Raw genomic sequence first — 17,170 nt, 5'->3', positions numbered from 1 at the left:
CCAGGGCGGCTCCGGCCTCGGTCCGCCAACCGGTTGACCCCGGCGGCGGGTCGCGGATGGCCTTCCTGGGTGGCTGGGACGATGCGGGGATGGCACCCGGGGCAGGCACTGCGGATCGTTCGTCAACGGCGCGGATCGTCCTGCTGACACTCGCGGCCGGTCAGTTCCTGATGGCGCTGGACAGCTCTGTCATGAACGTCTCGATCGCGACTGTGGCCGAGGACGTGGGCACGACGGTCACGGGTGTCCAAGGTGCCATCACGGCCTACACCCTCGTCATGGCGATGTTCATGATCCCCGGCGGCAAGGTCGGAGCGCTGATCGGCCGTAAGCGCGCGTTCATGATCGGCTGTTGCATCTACGGCTGCGGCTCCCTCGTCACAGCGATCGCACCGAACCTGCCCGTGCTGCTGCTCGGCTGGTCGTTCCTCGAGGGGATCGGGGCGGCCCTCATCCTGCCCGCGATCGTGGCACTCGTGGCCAGCAACTTCGCCACCGAGCGCCGTCCCGCCGCCTACGGACTCGTCGCAGCCGCAGGGGCCGCCGCCATCGCGGTCGGGCCGCTCGTCGGAGGTGTCGCGACGACCTACTTCTCCTGGCGGTGGGTCTTCGCCGGTGAAGTCGTGATGGTGCTCGGCATCCTGGTGCTGGGCCGCCGGATCACGGACGCGCCGATCGTCGAACGTCCGCGCATCGATCTCGTCGGCGCCACGCTCTCCGCCATCGGGCTCGGGATCTTCGTCTACGGGGTACTCCGCTCGGACGAATGGGGCTGGTTCCAGCCGAAGCCCGACGCGCCCGCGTGGCTCGGGGTTTCGCTGGTCGTGTGGCTGATGCTGGCCGGACTGCTTCTGATCTGGCTCTTCCTCCGCTGGGAGGCCCGCCTCGTGGAGCAGCACAGAGAGCCGCTCATCGACCCGGCGATGCTGCGCAACAAGCAGCTGACCGGCGGGCTGACGATATTCTTCTTCCAGTACCTCGTCCAGATGGGCGTGTTCTTCGTCGTACCGCTCTATCTGTCGGTGGCCCTGGGCCTGTCCGCGCTCATGACCGGTGCCCGCATCCTGCCACTCTCACTGACGCTGCTGGCAGCCGCCATCCTGATCCCACGCTTCCTCCCGGACGTCTCGCCGCGGCGGGTGGTACGGCTCGGCATCTTCGCGTTGCTCGCCGGCGCGGTGCTCCTGATGGCCGCACTCGACGCGGACGCCAGTGCGGAAATCGTCACCGGCCCCCTCCTGCTGATCGGGCTCGGCATGGGCGCGCTGGCGTCCCAGCTCGGGTCGGTCACCGTGTCCGCGGTACCGCAAGCACAGAGCGCGGAGGTCGGCGGCGTCCAGAACGCCGTCACCAACCTCGGCGCCTCGATCGGCACGGCACTCGCCGGCTCGATCATGATCGCCGCGCTCACCTCCTCGTTCCTGGGCAGCGTCGGGCAGAATCCGGCGATCCCCGCCGAGGTAAAGAGCCAGGCGACCGTCGAACTCCAGAGCGGCGTACCGTTCCTGTCCGATGCCCAGCTCAAGTCCGCCCTCGAAGAAGCGGGCACGAGCACGGAGGTGAGTGAAGCCGCACTCGACGCGAACGCCGAAGCCCGGATCGACGGCCTGCGTGCCGCACTCGCCATCCTCGCCCTCTCAGCTCTCCTCGCGATGTTCTTCACGCACCGGATCCCGACAGCCCAGCCCCGCTCGGTGGAGCCCTAGGAGCTCTCGCCGCAGGCGGCCGGGGTACGGGACCGCGGGCCGGAGCTCATCCCCTGCCCCCGCCTACGTCCCCATGCGCGAGGCCCGGATGGGTTCTAGGGTTGAGGAAATTCCGATGGTCCGCGGACATGCGCTCCTACCGCCGTACTCCCCGGGCAGCCGCACGGCCAGGCAGGAGGGCCTTCGATGTCCCAGAACGCGACCACGGCGATGCGCGCGGCACCCCATGCCACGCCCGAGGAACGCGCGGCCTTCGGCAAGGAGGCCCGGCGTCGCTCTCCGCGGTCGGGACATGCCGTGTACAGGCCGTCTCCCGACAGGCCGGACCCGCTGGAGATCCTGGAGGCGCAGTCAGCGGCGCGGGTGCCCGAACTCGTCCCGATCCGCTACAGCCGGATGGCGGAGGCCCCGTTCCGCTTCTACCGCGGCGCCGCCGCCATCATGGCGTCCGACCTGGCCGGCACCCCGCGCTCGGGACTCACGGCCCAGCTGTGCGGGGACGCGCACATGCTGAACTTCCGTCTGCTTGCCTCGCCGGAGAGGCAGCTGATGTTCGACATCAACGACTTCGACGAGACACTGCCGGGCCCCTGGGAGTGGGACGTCAAGCGGCTGTCGGCGAGTCTCGTCATCGCGGGCCGGGCGAACGGCTTCGACGACGCCGAGCGCGCCCGCATCGTGAGTTCAACGGTCCGTTCGTACCGCGAGGCGATGATCCGCTTCGCAGGCATGAGCAACCTCGACGTCTGGTACGCGAAGATCGACGCGAACCGGCTTGAGGCCCTGGCCGCAGCCGGCTCCACGAAGCGCGCACAGAAGAACCTGGCCCGTGCCATGGCGAAGGCCCGTACCCGCGACAGCCTGGACGCCTTCGACAAGCTCACCGAAACGGTCGGCGGCCGGCCCAGGATCGCGGCGGATCCCCCGCTGCTCGTCCCGGCCGGAGACCTGCTGCCGGACGTCGAGCGCAGCGCGCTCGAGCGCCAGTTCCGCGGACTGGTGGAGCGGTACGGCCGCACTCTGCCCTCCGACCGGCGCGCGCTCCTGAAGGACTACCGACTGGCGGACGTCGCCCGCAAGGTGGTCGGCGTCGGCAGCGTCGGCACCCGCTGCTGGATCTTCCTCCTTCTCGGACGGGACGATCAGGACCCGCTCTTCCTCCAGGCCAAGGAGGCCGACGCCTCCGTGCTCGCCGCGCACGTCGGCGCGAGCCGGTATCCCAACCAGGGCGAGCGGGTGGTCTCGGGCCAGCGGCTGATGCAGGCGACGAGCGACATCTTCCTGGGCTGGGAGCGGGTCGACGGGATCGACGGCAGGAAGCGCGACTTCTACCTCCGCCAGTTGCGCGACTGGAAGGGCATCGCGATGCCGGAGCGGATGCGGCCGAAGGACATGCGAGTGTTCGGCGAACTGTGCGGGGTCACGCTGGCCCGTGCGCACGCGCGGTCCGGCGACCGGATCGCGATCGCCGCGTATCTGGGCAGCGGCGACCCGTTCGACCGGGCACTCGCGACGTTCGCGGAGGCATACGCCGACCAGAACGAGCGTGACCATCAGGCCCTGGTCGACGCGGTGCGCGCAGGCCGGCTGCCCGCCGAGGAACTGCCGGCGACCTGACGCGGGCGGTCAGTCGGCGAGAGTGGCCGGTCGTACGGCCTCCGGCCCGAAGCGCCGACGGGCACGGTCCGCGGCGGCTTCGACGGCGCGGGAACGGGCGTCCTGGGGGTCCAGGGAGAGCTGCCAGTAGGCGCTGTCGGCCGGCATCAGGTGGTCGGCACGTATGGCGAAGGCCCGGACCCGTGCTCGCTGCAGCCCCAGAACAGTCAGCAGACCCAGAGCGGTTGCGGCGAGGACAGGTGAGTGGTCGGTGGGTTCCGCCAGTGCGCGCGTGCGTGTGGTGGAGCTGTGGTCGGCATAGCGCACGGTGAGGGTGAGGCGTCCCGCGATCCGCCTTTCCCCGCGCAGGCGTTGACCGATCCGCTCGGCGAGCGCGAGGACGGCGCGGTGACGTAGCGCAGGGTCGAGGCAGTCCCGGTCCAGCACCGTGTCGGCGACCAGGTGCTCGGTCGGCTCCGTCCGAGTGGCCGGGCGGGGATCATGACCACGGGCACGCTCGGCCAGCAGCCGGGCCGGCTCGGCGCCGAGCAGTCTCTGCAGGGTCGCCGGGGACAGGTCGGCGACCTGGCCGATGGTGTGCAGACCGTACTTTCCGAGCGTTTCAGCCGTGGCGCGGCCGATCCCCGGCAGCGCGGTGACCGGCCGGGGGTACAGCCAGGCGGCGGCCTGCCCGTCGGGAACCCAGGTGGTGTCTCCCGGCGCGGACGCGTCGGCCGCCATGGCGGCCAGCATGCGGTTGCCCGCGAGCCCGGCGCTGCTGTCGATGCCGTAGAGGGCCTTCAGTCTGAACTTCGCCAACTGGACGACGTCGTAGGCGGACAGGTCGAAGTACCGGAGCGCCGACGTCAGGTCGAGCTGAACGGCGTTGGGCGGAACAGCCTGGACATGCGGAGTGACACCGGACACCAGTTCGATTATTTTTTCGTACTGGTCCTCACTCGGAGCGGTGTGCAGGTGGAGGTGGGCGATGTGCCGCTGACGCATGGTCATCCCGCACTCCCCGGGCTGGTGTAGCCGAACTTCTTCAGGTCGGCCGAGCGGCTGCCGGCAGGCTGCAGGTCGGCGTACGGGTGCAGGCGGGCGCCGGTGGTGCCGTTGACGAGGGTGCGCTGCGGCTGGGCGGGGGTCGGGTGCGGATGATCGGCACCGAGAAGGGCTAGCGCGGCCTCGGGGCCCTGGTCGCGGCGCGCGGCCGCGATCCGTTCGAGGTCCCAGGCCATGGTTCCGACGACGGTACGGCGGGTGCCGCGTACCTGGACCGTGCCGCGGACCAGCAGCAGGCCGCTGTGGAAGACGGTGTGCGCGCAGGCCGGGTGGGAGTCTTCGAAGAAGGCCAGGTCGACCAGTCCGGAGCCGTCCTCCAGGGTGACGAAGATGATGCGCCTGCCGCTGGCGATCGGCGGGGTCTGGGTGGAGGCCCGCACACCGGCCACGAGGACCTGCTGACCCGCACGCAGGCCGGCCAGATGGGCCGCGTCGGTCGCGCCGGCCTCCCGCAGCAGCCGGTGGTGATGCTCCATCAGGTGCTTGGAGACGTCGATGCCGAGGGTGCCCAGCTCGGCGCTCAGTGCCTCACGTCCGGTCATCTCCGGCAGACCGCTCGGCTCCGCTCCGCCGACGGCGCCCGCGTCGAGGGGCAACTGCCCCTTGCCCGCCGACCGGGTGCGGGACTGCCGGTGAAGCTCGGCGATCTGCAGCAGAAGGTCCCGCCGGGTGAGACTCCCGTCGTGCAGGGAGTTCAGGGCACCGATCTCGGCGAGGCGTTCGGCGACCGGCCTGCTGGGGTGGGCCCGCTGCCAGAAGTCCGACAGCGATCCGTACGGACGGCCCTCCTCGATCCGCGCGCACTCCTCCTCACTGATGCCGCGCACCCCGGACAGCGCGAGCCGCACGCCCCACTCCTCCTCCTCGGTCATCTCCACGGTGTGCTTCGCCCAGGAGCGGTTGACGTCGACGGACAGGATCCGGACACCGCGGCGACGGGCATCGGAGACGAGGACGCGCTTGGGCCACATCCCGGGATCGTGTTCGAGCAGGCCCGCCAGCAGGAACGCCGGATAGTGCGCCTTGAGCCAGGCGCTCTGCAGGGCCGGCACGGCGAAGGCCACCGCATGCGCCCGGCAGAAGCCGTAGGCGCCGAAGGCCTCGACCGTCTTCCAGACCTGGTCGCGTACCGTCTCGCTGTAACCGCGTGCGCGTGTCAGGCGGTGGAACCAGTCCTTGATCCCGGGCAGCCGGTTCTTGTCGCCGAGCGCACGCCGGGCGATCTCCGCCAGCGCGCGGTCGCAGCCGGTCATCACCGACAGCGTCTCGATGATCTGCTCGTGCCAGATGGTCACGCCATAGGTGTCGGCGAGCACCGGCTCGAGGTCCGGGTGGGCGTACGAGGGTGTGCCGCCGTGGCGCGCGGCGATGTACCGCTCGGGCATACCGCCGGCGACCGGTCCGGGCCGGAAGAGACTGATGTCGGCGATGACATCCTGTGGGTCGCGGGGCTGCAGCCGGGACAGAAGATCCTGCTGCCCGGGTGACTCCAGCTGGAACAGACCCAGGGTCTGGCTCTCCTGGATGAGCTTGAACGCGAAGACGTCGTCGAGCGGCACCTGGCGCGGGTCGTCCAAGTCGATACGGTTGCCGGTCGTCCGTTCGATCTCGGTGACCGCATGAGCCATCGAGGACAGCATCCGGACGCCCAGGACGTCCAGTTTGATATTGCCCAGCGCCTCGATCTCCTCCTTGGCCGCCATGGCCATGGGGTAGTCACCTTGGGGGGTGGGCTGCACCGGCAGCCGGTCCAGGAGCGTCGCATCGCTGATGACCACTCCACAGGGGTGCATGGCCATGCCGTACACCAGCGAGTCGAGTCCCTCCGCGAGCTCCCACAGCGGCCCGTACCGGTCCGCCTCGGCCGCCAGCTGCCGCAGCTCGGGCAGCTCGGCGAGCGCGCCGGTGATGTCGGAGGCCCGCAGATGCGGGAAGCTCTTGGCGATCCGGTCGATCTCCGCCGGCGCGATCCCCAGGGCCAGGCCGGTGTCGCGCAGGGCGCGGCGGGCCCGATAGGTCTCGGGCATGGCGGTGACCGCCACCCGTTCCTTGCCGAACCGGTCGAAGATCGCGTCGTAGCACTCCAGCCTCCTGGCGGACTCCACGTCGATGTCGATGTCCGGAAGCGACGCCCGCCGCACGCTCAGGAAGCGTTCGAACAACAGGCGGTGGTCAAGGGGGTTGGCGGTGGCGATGTCCAGGGCGTGGCAGACCAGCGATCCGGCGCCCGAGCCGCGGGCCGAGACCCGGATGCCCTTCTCCCTTATGTCGGCCACCACCTGGCCGACCGCGAGGAAGTACGAGTCGTAGTGCAGCTCGGAGATCACAGCGAGTTCTTCGTCCAGCCGGTCGAGCGCCACTCGGTCCCGGTCGAGACCTCGTCGGACCATGCCGGCCTCGCACTGCTGACGCAGCAGTTGTGCGGCTCCTCCCGCTCCGGGAGCGGCTCCGAAGAGCGTCGGTTCCGGGAAGTGCGGCGCGCCAAGGCCGAGGTCCGCTCCGGGGTCGAGGGTGCACGCAGCCGCCGTGGCAGCGGTGTCCGCCATCAGGCGGCGCGCCCGCCGGACATCGCCTCCGGCGCATTCGGCGACCATCCGCGCGATGGCCGTCATCGCCCTTTCGTCCTTGAGCCAGCGCTGCCCGCTGTCCAGGCGACGCCGGTCGATCGGCCGCAGCAGCCTCGCGGCATCCAGGACATCGGCCAGTCGGTGCTGTTCCGGGTCGGCGTAGCGGACGGCGTTGGAGAGCACCGCGGTGGTGCGGGTGCGGTCGGCGAGCGCCAGGGTGCGAGCAGCCAGCCGAAGCGATCCGGGCCCGATGCTGAAACGTTTATGCACTACGACTTCCAGCCTGACTCCTGCACCGAAGATCTCCCGCCACGGCGCCAGCAGCTTCATCGCGACATCCTCGCGCCCGGCCGCCAAAGCCCGTACCGGCTCCGAGAGCGGCCCGAGCAGCACGATCAGACCGGGACCGCCGTACTCGCGCAGCGCCTCCCACGGCACCACCGGTGCCACACCGGACACCGCACCGACGTGGGCGGCCGACGTGATGCGGCACAGCCGCGCCCATCCCGCCCGGTTCTGCGCGAGCAGCACGAACCGCAGCGGCGGCTCAACGACATGCGCCCCACCGCGCGCCGGGGCGCGGTGGCGCTGGGCGGGCGGCGGAGGCGCCAGGGCCTCCACCGCCAGGTCGACACCGAAGACCGGCCGAACCCCGGTTTTCGAACATGCCTGCGCGAATCCGACGGCCCCCGTGACCGTGTCCCGGTCGGTGAGCGCGAGCGCCGCCATGCCCCGTCCGGCCGCCTGCCGGACGAGATGACCGGGGTGGGCGGCGCCGTAGCGGACGGAGTAACCGGACGCGACGTGCAGCTGGGCGAAGCCCGCCATGTCGCACCTCCATCACTCCACCCCTTTTTCGGCTATACACCCGATATGTTCATCGTACGCCAGTTCGAATACCTTAACCCCGTCGGCGCTTGATCCACCCCGGCCGGATTTGTTCGAACACTCGTACGATAACCCGGGCAAGGGGCATCCGCCGATCCGTCCGCACCCCGCCTCAGCCATTCGGCCCTGTCCCACCTGCGCAAACACCGGGCCGCCCGGACCGTGGGGGCATGACTTTCGTCGACGAGGTGAAGAACGCCGTCACTCCACGGGCCGCACTGCTAGTCCTCGGTGTGCTCGCGCTGCAACTGCTGTTCATCGCGTCCTACGTAGGGGCGCTGCACAAGCCGGTCCCGACGGACGTCCCCTTCGCCGTTGTCGCGCCCGAGCGGATCTCGGAGCAGCTCGTCACCCGGCTCGACGCACTCCCCGGCAGCCCGCTGGACCCGCGCACGGCCGACGACGCGACCGAGGCCCGCGAACAGATCATGAACCGGGACATCGACGGCGCCCTGATCGTCAATCCCAACGGCACCACCGACACCGTGCTCGTCGCCTCCGGCGGCGGCACCGTCCTGGCCGATTCCCTGACGAAGATCATCGAGCAGGTCGACAGGACCCAGCGCCGCTCGGTCAGGACCGTCGACGTGGCCCCGGCGTCCCCGGACGACTTCGACGGACTCTCGTCCTTCTACCTGGTCGTGGGCTGGTGCGTCGGCGGCTACCTCTGCGCCTCGATCCTGGCGATCAGCGCGGGCACCAAGCCCGCCAACCGCCAGCGCGCACTGATCAGGACCGGCACCATGGCGCTGTACTCGATCGCGGGCGGAATCGGCGGCGCGGTCATCATCGGGCCGATCCTCGGCGCGCTGCCCGGCAGCGTATGGGGGCTGTGGGGCCTGGGAACACTGGTCGTCTTCGCCGTCGGTATGACCACACTCGCCCTGGAGGCCCTCACCGGCATCATCGGCATCGGCCTCGCCGTCCTGATCATCGTGATCGCGGGCAACCCGAGCGCGGGCGGCGCCTTCCCGCTGCCGATGCTGCCGGACTTCTGGCGGGCGATCGGGCCCGCGCTGCCACCGGGGGCGGGCACCTGGGTGGCCCGCTCGATCGCGTACTTCAAGGGCAACGCGGTCACCGGACCGCTGCTGGTGCTCTCCGCCTGGGCGGTGGCGGGCACGGCCCTCACCCTGCTCCTGTCGATGCGGCACAGTCCGGAGGGCGCAACCACCGGCACGGCACCCGCAGACACGACGCCCGGCGGCTCGGCCTCCGTCTGACCTCGCGGCCGGGCGGTGTCACTCGCCGGACCGTGTCACTCGCCGGAGCGGACGACCTGCCGGGACACGGTCACACCGTCATCGGCCGGGCCGCCCGGCGCCGGTACCCGGTCCCGTACCGCGGACAGTTCCGTGACCTCCGCGCGCAGCGCCCGTACCTCCGCCGTGAGCGCGATGATGGCCTCCGTCTGCATCCGGTCCGTCGCGTTGTCGCTCTCGAAGCGGGAGATGAACCAGGCGGCAATGTTCGCCGTGACCACACCCAGCAGCGCGATACCCGACAGCATCAGGCCGACCGCGAGCATCCGGCCCAGACCGGTGGTCGGGGCGAAGTCGCCGTAACCGACGGTCGTCATCGTGGTGAAGGACCACCACACCGCGTCGCCGAGGGTCTTGATGGTGCCTTCGGGGGAATCCCTCTCGACTTCCAGCACCGCTAGCGAGCCGAACATGAGCAGACCCACGCACGACCCCGCGACATACGTGGTCAGTTGCACCTGCGAGGCCATCCGGGCGCGCTGCCCGGCCAGCAGCAGGGTGGAGACCAGCCGGAGCAGCCGCAGCGGCTGCACCATCGGCAGCAGTACGGCGAGCAGCGCCAGCGGGTGACGGCGTACGAATCGCCACCGGTCGCGTGTGAGTACCAGCCGCACGGCGTAGTCACCGGCGAACGCCCCCCACACCACCCACTCCACACCCCGGCACAGCCGCAGTGTCAGCGCGTCGGCGCCGGGGTGCACGACCGGCACGGCGTACGCGACGGCGAACAGCAGGGCCAGTACCAGGAGCGGCCACTGGGTGTGCCGCTCCCACCGCTGCTCGGCTTCCGTGCCGCCCCCGGTTTCGGTCTCCGTCGATTCCGCGCTTTTCATGGAGTCATCGTAGAGAGCGCGAGCCGGCCGGAAACACCTGGCAGATCGAGGGGACGGGCGTTATGCTCCCCCACGATGAAGACTCAATCTGCAATCAGATTGGGGGCCCCGTCCGCGCAAGGTGAGTGCTGATGCTCACTGAGAACGCGACGGAGGACTCCCTCCCTTCCTTCTGGCCGCGCGTGCGAGAGTTCGCCGTGCCGCCCTCCATGATCGAGACTGCGACCGCCCGTCGTTCCGCCGGGGACTGGGCAGGAGCGTGCGCCGCCGCAGGCGTCGATGTCGATCTCAGCCTACGGGCCGTGGCACGTACCCACGGTCAGGAACTCTCCGCCCGACTCCGGGCCGATCTAAGGCAGTTGGTTCCCGACCTGCTGCGCTGGCATCTGCCGAGAATCGCCCCGCACGGCATGCTGCGGCCGGGGCTGACGCTCGCACTGGCCCGGTACGAGAGCGCCGCGAGCGGCGACGGTGCGCATCCGGTGCACCTCGTGGTCCGGACCCCGCCCGCCTGGGCGGATGCCGGTCAGCGGATCAGCCTCGCGCTGTGGGACGGTTCGCGCTCCGAGGCGGCCACCCGGCGTCACCCGCACCCCCATCCGAACCGACGGTTCCGCCTCGATCTGCACCGTCATCTGTGGGACGCGCGCAGGACCGATGAGCTGCGGGCCCGGTCCGGGACCGGCTGTGCGCCCGAAGGCCGCCCTGATCTTGCCGAGTTGGTGCCGCCGGGGCGCAACTGCGCCGTCGACCGGTGGGCCGCCGAGGCGGAGCTGCTCCTCCACGCCGAGGGCCGGTCCACCGGTACGGTCGCCGTGCGGTTCGGCGGTCGGCACCGGCTCTTCCTCGACCTGGTCAGGGATCCCGACGGTACCGGGCCGCCCCATGTGCGGGCCTCGGCGGCCACGGACGGCGACGTCCCGAGGCTGCCGATCCTCCCCGACGCGGCGACCTGGGTCCTGCCCGACCTGGAACTGCTGCGCAGCGGTGCGATCGAAGCCGACCGGCTGCACCCGCTGGTCGCCTCGGCCCTCGTACCGGGCCATGAGCCGTCGGGACCGTCGCGGGCTCCGGACCGGACGGGGCAGCCGCACCTCGTGGACTGCCGGGGGGATCAGCACCGGATCGGTCTGGTCGACGGGGTCCTGGCCCCGCTGGACCACGATCCGGTCGAGATCCGCCGGGAAGAGCTGCTGGTCGCACTGACCGGAACGCCGCTTCCCTGTCTCCAGGCCATCGACGAGGCGCACCGTCGTCCGGACTGTCTCGCCGGAGTACGGGACCGGCTGGACCACGGCGACACCGCCGGAGCACTGGCCGTCGTCGAGGGGCTGCTCGGCCCCGGTGCGGTGCTGCGCACCGGCGCTCTGCGGGACGAACTGGAGGCCGCCGCGCGACGGCGGATCACCTACGGGCTGTTCAGGGCCGGCCTGGTCGGTCCCGGACCCGGGCGCTACGGCCCGGACCGCAGACATGTCCCCGACCGCCTTCCGCGCCCGCGCCGGACCGAATCGCGCCGTCGGGCCGTCCCGGCCTGACCCGGCGGCCAGACTCCCCCCATTTCTTCCTGTCTTCCTGTCTTCCTGCGACCCAAAGGTGATCACTCATGCCCACATGCGCTCCGTTCGCCATGCCCGAAGCCCCCGCCGCGCCCGTCCGGACCTCCCAGCTCGACATCGCGGGCGCGCTGACAGCCCTGCTGCGCGACACCACCACCGAACTCCGCCCCGACGACCAGTTGGAGGCGCTGACCCTGGCGGTGGCCGCCGACCTGCCCGTCCTCCTGTGGGGCGAGCCGGGCATCGGCAAGACCGCGGCCCTGACCCAGCTCGCCGCGTCTCTGGACCTTCCGCTGACCACCGTCATCGCCAGCGTGCACGAGCCGTCCGACTTCTCGGGGCTGCCCATCGTCGGTGACGACCCGGCGGAACAGGGCGTCCCGATGGCCCCGCCGGACTGGGCGGTGCGGCTGGTGCGGGCCGGGCGGGGGCTGCTGTTCCTCGACGAACTGTCCACCGCTCCCCCGGCCGTTCAGGCCGCGCTGCTCCGCCTCGTCCTGGAGCGGCGGATCGGTGCGCTCCAACTCCCGCCCGGGGTACGGATCGTGGCCGCCGCCAATCCGCGGTCCTCGGCCGCCGGCGGCTGGGAGCTGAGTCCTCCGCTGGCCAACCGGTTCGTCCACCTCCAGTGGACCCATGACCACGAGGTCGTGGTACGCGGCCTCGGCGGGACCTGGCCGCGGGCGACGATGCCTCGGCTCGACCCCGGAAAGCTGACGGAGGCCGTGGGCTTCGCCCGCCGAGCGGTGTGCGGTCTCCTCGCCGTCCGCCCCAAGCTCGTCCACCAACTGCCCAGCAGCGAAGCCCGTCGCGGCGGCGCCTGGCCCTCGCCCCGGAGCTGGGACATGACGCTGAACCTGATCGCCTTCGCGACCGCGGCCGGCTCCTCGCGCGACGTACTCTCCCTGCTGATCAGGGGCACCGTGGGCGACGGTCCCGGCCTCGAACTGCTGGCGAACCTGGACCGGATGGACCTCCCGGACCCCGAGACCCTGCTCGCCGACCCGGCAACGGCCGAGCTGCCCGAGCGGGGAGATCTGCGGCAGGCCGCACTCGACGGAGTGGTGGCGGCAGTACGCAACCGCCCGGACAAGTACCGCTGGGACGCCGCCTGGGCACTCCTGGTCCGGGCGCTGGAGACCGGGGCCCCGGACCTCGTGGTCGTCCCCGCGACCACACTCGCCGCGCTGCGCCAGGAGGACTGGGATGTTCCGGCTTCGATCGAACAGCTCGCCGGAGTGGTGTCCCTGTCCCAGCGGGCGGACCGGTCCGCCGACCGCGCCGCGGCCCGGACCGCGGTCGCCGCACAGGCCGGCCGATGACGGCCGAGGCAGCGGGGGCACTGGACCTCCACAAGCTCTTCGCCGCCCGGTTGCACGCCGCCCGGGCCCGTCCCTATCTCGCGACGGCGTTGTTCGCCCTCCACACCGTGGAGTCGCGGCAGGTGCCGACCATGGCGGTCGACCGGCACTGGCGGTGCTACGCCTCGCCCGCGTTCGTGGACGCGACTCCGGTGGAGGAACTGGCCGGTGTGTGGGTGCACGAGGTGTCGCACCTGCTCCGTGACCACCACGGGCGTGGTGACCAGGCCGCCCGGGTTCTGGGACTGACCGGCCCCGGGGACCGGCTGCGGATGAACATCGCCGCCGACTGCGAGATCAACGACGACGTGTTCGGTGACGGGCTGGTCCGGCCGGAAGGCGCCGTCGAACCGGCCGCGCTGGGGCTCGGCGAGGGCGAGCTCATGGAGGACTACCTCCGGCAGTTCCGGCTCGGCCCGTACACCCAGCAGTTCACCTGGCTGGACTGCGGCAGCGGCGCCGACGGGCTGGAAAGGGAGTGGGACCTGGGACCGGACGGCGCGCACGGTCTCAGCGCGCAGGAACAGGACGCGGTCCGGTTCCGGGTGGCCCAGGGCATCACCGGCCGCCCGGGGAACTCCTCGCAGGGCTGGAAGCGGTGGGCGGAGGAGGCGTTCCATCCGCCGCAGCCGTGGCGGGAGCTGCTGGGTGCGGCCGTACGCTCGGCGGCCTCCGGCTCCGGTGCGGGTGAGGACTACAGCTACGGGCGTCCGTCCCGGCGCTCCGCCGGGCTGCCCGGCGTCGTCCTGCCGAGCCTGCGGCGCAGACCGCCCCGGGTCTCGGTGGTCATCGACACCTCCGGCTCGGTCAGCGACGCCGAGCTGGGCAGCGCGCTCCTGGAGGTCGCCGCGATCTCCAGCGCCGTGGGCGGCCGGCGTGACCTGATCAGCGTGCTGCCGTGCGACGCGTCCGCCCGGATCGTGCACCCGCTGTGCCGCGGCGAGGGCATCCCGCTGGTGGGCGGCGGGGGTACGGACCTGCGGACGGGCTTCGCCAGGGCGCTGCGCGCGAACCCCCGCCCTGACGTCATCGTCGTGCTGACCGACGGGCAGACCGCCTGGCCACGTGTGCAGCCGCCGTGCAGGACGGTGGTGGGCCTATTCCCCCGGCATCACAGGCGCACCTCGTGGAGGGAGGACGATCCCGACTACGTACCGGACTCCCCGCCCGAGTGGGCGCGCACGGTCACCATCGGGTGATCACCCCGGGTACTGTCCGCTTGTTCGAAAAGAGCCCCGAGCCGGGGCTGCACGCGGGAGGGCGTCATGAACGGTGCGGAGTCGGTCGACAGCACGTGGAGGCTGAGCGACGTGGAGGGCGGGAAGCTCGCGGGCGAGTGGTGGAAGTGGGCCCTGTCGGCTCCTGACGACCGCAGTCCGGTAAGCGACACGACGGGCGAACACGCGGCCTGGAAGCAGCCGGACGGTCTCTGGTTCCTGGCAGGGACCTACGGCGGGCGGGTGGTACGGCGCTGCGCGGTGCCCTCGGACCGGCCGTTCTTCTTCCCCGTGCTCAATAAGCAGCACACCAGGTCGTACGCGAGAGTCCCGCAGTCCATGAAGGTCGTGGAGGCCACCGCGTCGCTCAACAGCGTCCCGCTGCCGCTGCGGGAATTCACGGCGCCGTTCAGGACGGGGCTGACCCAGCGCTACGCGTGGGGCCTCTGGGGTGGCTTCGCCCCGCTGACTCCTGGCGCCTACGTACTGGAGATCAAGGCCAGGGCCACGAACGGATTCTGGGTCGACACGACGTACCACCTGGAGTCGACGGCCCCCTGAGCCAGGGGTGGTCGCCGCACGCGGCGGCCCTCCCGTGGCTGCCGCCCGACGTATGGCCGAATTCTTGGCGTCCAGTCGACGCGACAGCTATGCATGACAGGTACATGGCGCCATTCTGAGGTGGCCCCATGAGACCCATGAGGCGCACGACCATCCCAACTCACCGCCATCCGCCGGAGGTTGCTCATGCGTCGCCGTTTCGCCGCCCCGCTCGCCGCGGTCGCCCTGTCGCTCCCCCTCGCCCTGCTCCCTGCCGCCTCCGCTTCGGCCGCCCCCGCGGACAAGCCCCAGGTCCTCAGCTCCTGGACCCAGACGAGCCTCTCCAGCTACAACGCCTGGAACAACGCCCGCAACAACCAGGGCGCCTGGGCCGCGTACGCCTTCGACTGGTCGACGGACTACTGCAGCAGCTCGCCCGACAACCCGTTCGGCTTCCCCTTCCAGAAGGCGTGCGCCCGCCACGACTTCGGCTACCGCAACTACAAGGCAGCCGGCACCTTCTCCGCCAACAAGTCGCGCATCGACTCCGCGTTCTACGCGGACCTCAAGCGCGTGTGCGCCGCCTACACCGGGGCCAAGCTCACCTCGTGCAACAGCACGGCGTGGACGTATTACCACGCCGTCGACATCTTCGGCGTGGCACCGGCGAAGGCGGGCTCCGCGAGACTGGCCCCCGCCGCCTCATCGGTGTAGAAATCGCGCGGCAGTTGCGGTCGTCGGAACGGTAGGTTCCGAGCAGGGGAACACACGATCGACGGGGGATCGCGATGCGTCATCTGGGGCCGCTGGAACTGGTCGGGGACCGCTGGGTCATCGGGGACCCGAAGCGCAAGGCAGGCTCATGTCTGGTGCTCACCGCCGAAGGCATCGAGCACCACAAGCACGGAGTGCACAATCCCAAGGCCTTCGTCCCGTGGGACAGATTCATGAGCCTGAGCCTGAGTGCCACCTTTTGGGTGTGGCAGGCCACGCGCCCCGCGGGGCTCCTTGGCGCCCCCGTCGGCGTGGACGTCGGCCGCAGCGGCTGCTCCCTCAGCGGGATCGTTCGCCATCCGTACGAGGACTGGTCGGTGAACTACAGCCACCACGAGCGCCGCTACACCAGCGCCCATGTCTTCCTGGTGAAAGCGTTCTTCCGGAAGATGTCCGACGCGAAGAAGCTGCACCTGCTCGGTGACCCGGAGGTGCTGAGCGCGGCGGTCGGCCGGCTGGCGCCGCTGCCCGTGCGGTGGGCCGCCACCGCGAACCGCCAGGTGAGCGCGGTCGTCGAGGACCTCGGCACCTGAAGACCGCTCACCCACCGCCGGACGGGCTCGACGCACAAGCCCGTCCGGCAGGCGCGGGTCAGCCGATCTCGGCCCCGTACGCCGCCAGCGCCTCCGGCACCGGCTGGAAGAACGTCTCGCCGCCCGAGGAGCAGTTGCCGCTGCCGCCCGAGGTCAGGCCGATCGCGGTGTCGCCCGAGAAGAGCGAGCCGCCGCTGTCGCCCGGCTCGGCGCAGACCGTCGTCTGGATGAGCCCGTTGACGATGTCGCCGTTGCCGTAGTTGACCGTGGCGTCCAGCGCGGTGACCTCACCGTCGTGCACCTGAGTGGTGGAGCCGCTCCGGGTGACCGCCATGCCGACCGTCGCCTCGCCCGCCTTGGTGATCGGCTGCGTGGAACCGTTGTAGAGGTCGACCTCGCTGGGGTGCTCCACGTCCGAGGTGTACTTGACCAGACCGTAGTCGTTGTCCGGGAAGCTGGAGCCCTCATTCGCGCCGATCTCCGCGCCGCCCTGCGTGTCGGACCAGCTGGTGATCGACTCGGTGCAGTGTCCCGCGGTGAGGAAGTACGGCTCGCCGCCCTTGACCACGTTGAAGCCGAGCGAGCAGCGCCCGCCCCCGCCCCAGATCGCGTCGCCGCCCGCGATGAGCGGCTTGAACTCCCCTGCGGAGCGGTTGAGTTCGGCCTTTCCGCCGAGCTTCTCGACCACGGCCGCGAGCTTGTCCCAGGCCGCGCCCTTCACCGTACGGTCGGCGGTGACGACCATCTTGTTGCTGACCGGGTCGACGGCCCAGGACGTGCCGGGGATGGTGGCCCGGTCGGTGAGGGTCTGCCGGGCCGAGAGCAGTTCCGCTGCCGAGTTCTCCACGACTCTGGCCTTGCCGCCCGCCGTGCGCACCTGCTCGGCGGCGGCCTCGTCGAGGACGTTCACGACCAGGCTCTTCGTGTCGGCGTCGTAGTACGCGCCGGCCGTGCCGTCGGTGAGGGTCTTGTCCAGCGTGGTGGCGAGCTTCCCGGCCGCGACCGCCGTCAGCGTGCGTGCGTCCGGCCGGGGGGTGTCCTCACTGGCGTTCGCCGTCTGGAAGGTGACTCCGGCGGCGACCAGGGCGACGACGGCCGATCCGGCCGTCACCGCGCGCTTCCTGGATATGCGTCGATGCTTCAACGTTCGACCTCCTGTGGGGCCGCGGGGGGGGGCCGGGGGTGGCCCCCCCCGGGGGGGGGGGGGGGGCCCCAAAAAAGGCGGGGTCACGCCCCCCACAGAAGAACCCCCAAGCCCAAAACACACCC

At 71.0% G+C, this 17,170-nt stretch carries 13 protein-coding genes; 9 read left to right on the top strand and 4 right to left on the bottom strand.

All coding sequences use genetic code 11. The annotated features are described in order from the left end of the window. The first annotated feature begins 89 nt into the window (after positions 1-89). A complete protein-coding gene (locus ACWGO0_RS13410; RefSeq protein WP_453532717.1) occupies positions 90-1,706 on the top strand; it encodes an MFS transporter in 1,617 nt (538 codons plus the stop codon). A 186-nt stretch (positions 1,707-1,892) separates the two neighbouring features. Then, positions 1,893-3,323, top strand: a complete 1,431-nt coding sequence (locus tag ACWGO0_RS13405) for a DUF2252 domain-containing protein (RefSeq protein WP_453532714.1) — start codon at positions 1,893-1,895, stop codon at positions 3,321-3,323. A gap of 9 nt (positions 3,324-3,332) precedes the next feature. Here the strand turns inward: ACWGO0_RS13405 and ACWGO0_RS13400 are convergent, their stop codons facing one another. Together ACWGO0_RS13400 and ACWGO0_RS13395 are read right to left on the bottom strand one after the other, a co-directional pair. Beyond that, a complete protein-coding gene (locus tag ACWGO0_RS13400; RefSeq protein WP_453532711.1) occupies positions 3,333-4,313 on the bottom strand; it encodes a DNA polymerase Y family protein in 981 nt (326 codons plus the stop codon). After that, the gene (locus ACWGO0_RS13395) at positions 4,310-7,762 is read right to left on the bottom strand and encodes a DNA polymerase III subunit alpha (RefSeq protein ID WP_453532708.1); all 3,453 of its coding nucleotides are present in this window, start codon (positions 7,760-7,762) and stop codon (positions 4,310-4,312) included. Before ACWGO0_RS13395 ends, ACWGO0_RS13400 begins: the two co-directional genes overlap by 4 nt. A 230-nt stretch (positions 7,763-7,992) precedes the next feature. On the opposite strand from ACWGO0_RS13395, the gene ACWGO0_RS13390 reads away from it, so the two are divergent. After that, a complete protein-coding gene (locus tag ACWGO0_RS13390) occupies positions 7,993-9,045 on the top strand; it encodes a DUF3533 domain-containing protein (RefSeq protein ID WP_453532705.1) in 1,053 nt (350 codons plus the stop codon). Positions 9,046-9,080: 35 nt separating this feature from the next. Here ACWGO0_RS13390 and ACWGO0_RS13385 read toward each other — a convergent pair whose 3' ends face one another. Next, positions 9,081-9,917, bottom strand: a complete 837-nt coding sequence (locus tag ACWGO0_RS13385; RefSeq protein WP_453532702.1) for a potassium channel family protein — start codon at positions 9,915-9,917, stop codon at positions 9,081-9,083. Between the two features lie 131 nt (positions 9,918-10,048). Here ACWGO0_RS13385 and ACWGO0_RS13380 point away from each other — a divergent pair, with 131 nt between their 5' ends. From ACWGO0_RS13380 to ACWGO0_RS13355, 6 genes are all read left to right on the top strand, one after another. Continuing rightward, a complete protein-coding gene (locus ACWGO0_RS13380; protein ID WP_453532699.1) occupies positions 10,049-11,455 on the top strand; it encodes a hypothetical protein in 1,407 nt (468 codons plus the stop codon). A 68-nt stretch (positions 11,456-11,523) separates the two neighbouring features. After that, positions 11,524-12,798, top strand: coding sequence for an AAA family ATPase (locus ACWGO0_RS13375; protein ID WP_453532696.1), 1,275 nt, complete (start codon positions 11,524-11,526; stop codon positions 12,796-12,798). Next, positions 12,795-14,036 (top strand): vWA domain-containing protein, encoded by a 1,242-nt coding sequence (locus ACWGO0_RS13370; RefSeq protein ID WP_453532693.1) that lies wholly within the window; start codon positions 12,795-12,797, stop codon positions 14,034-14,036. The genes ACWGO0_RS13375 and ACWGO0_RS13370 overlap by 4 nt, the downstream gene beginning before the upstream one ends. A gap of 66 nt (positions 14,037-14,102) precedes the next feature. Next, positions 14,103-14,615, top strand: coding sequence for a hypothetical protein (locus ACWGO0_RS13365; protein ID WP_453532690.1), 513 nt, complete (start codon positions 14,103-14,105; stop codon positions 14,613-14,615). Between the two features lie 186 nt (positions 14,616-14,801). After that, positions 14,802-15,308, top strand: a complete 507-nt coding sequence (locus ACWGO0_RS13360; protein WP_453532687.1) for a phospholipase — start codon at positions 14,802-14,804, stop codon at positions 15,306-15,308. A gap of 74 nt (positions 15,309-15,382) precedes the next feature. Next, positions 15,383-15,901 (top strand): hypothetical protein, encoded by a 519-nt coding sequence (locus ACWGO0_RS13355; RefSeq protein ID WP_453532684.1) that lies wholly within the window; start codon positions 15,383-15,385, stop codon positions 15,899-15,901. Positions 15,902-15,959: 58 nt separating this feature from the next. Here ACWGO0_RS13355 and ACWGO0_RS13350 read toward each other — a convergent pair whose 3' ends face one another. Beyond that, entirely contained in the window at positions 15,960-17,045 is a 1,086-nt protein-coding gene (locus tag ACWGO0_RS13350; RefSeq protein WP_453532681.1) for a S1 family peptidase, read from the bottom strand. Between the last annotated feature and the right edge of the window lie 125 nt (positions 17,046-17,170).

The organism is Streptomyces sp. NPDC055749, assembly GCF_053617235.1.
This window is presented reverse-complemented; position numbering and strand designations above follow the sequence as displayed.

Coding starts and splice junctions, on each gene's coding strand:
- ACWGO0_RS13410 (WP_453532717.1), top strand. CDS start 90: ATGGCACCCGGGGCAGGCACTGCGGATCGTTCGTCAACGGCGCGGATC.
- ACWGO0_RS13405 (WP_453532714.1), top strand. CDS start 1,893: ATGTCCCAGAACGCGACCACGGCGATGCGCGCGGCACCCCATGCCACG.
- ACWGO0_RS13400 (WP_453532711.1), bottom strand. CDS start 4,313: ATGACCATGCGTCAGCGGCACATCGCCCACCTCCACCTGCACACCGCT.
- ACWGO0_RS13395 (WP_453532708.1), bottom strand. CDS start 7,762: ATGGCGGGCTTCGCCCAGCTGCACGTCGCGTCCGGTTACTCCGTCCGC.
- ACWGO0_RS13390 (WP_453532705.1), top strand. CDS start 7,993: ATGACTTTCGTCGACGAGGTGAAGAACGCCGTCACTCCACGGGCCGCA.
- ACWGO0_RS13385 (WP_453532702.1), bottom strand. CDS start 9,917: ATGAAAAGCGCGGAATCGACGGAGACCGAAACCGGGGGCGGCACGGAA.
- ACWGO0_RS13380 (WP_453532699.1), top strand. CDS start 10,049: ATGCTCACTGAGAACGCGACGGAGGACTCCCTCCCTTCCTTCTGGCCG.
- ACWGO0_RS13375 (WP_453532696.1), top strand. CDS start 11,524: ATGCCCACATGCGCTCCGTTCGCCATGCCCGAAGCCCCCGCCGCGCCC.
- ACWGO0_RS13370 (WP_453532693.1), top strand. CDS start 12,795: ATGACGGCCGAGGCAGCGGGGGCACTGGACCTCCACAAGCTCTTCGCC.
- ACWGO0_RS13365 (WP_453532690.1), top strand. CDS start 14,103: ATGAACGGTGCGGAGTCGGTCGACAGCACGTGGAGGCTGAGCGACGTG.
- ACWGO0_RS13360 (WP_453532687.1), top strand. CDS start 14,802: ATGCGTCGCCGTTTCGCCGCCCCGCTCGCCGCGGTCGCCCTGTCGCTC.
- ACWGO0_RS13355 (WP_453532684.1), top strand. CDS start 15,383: ATGCGTCATCTGGGGCCGCTGGAACTGGTCGGGGACCGCTGGGTCATC.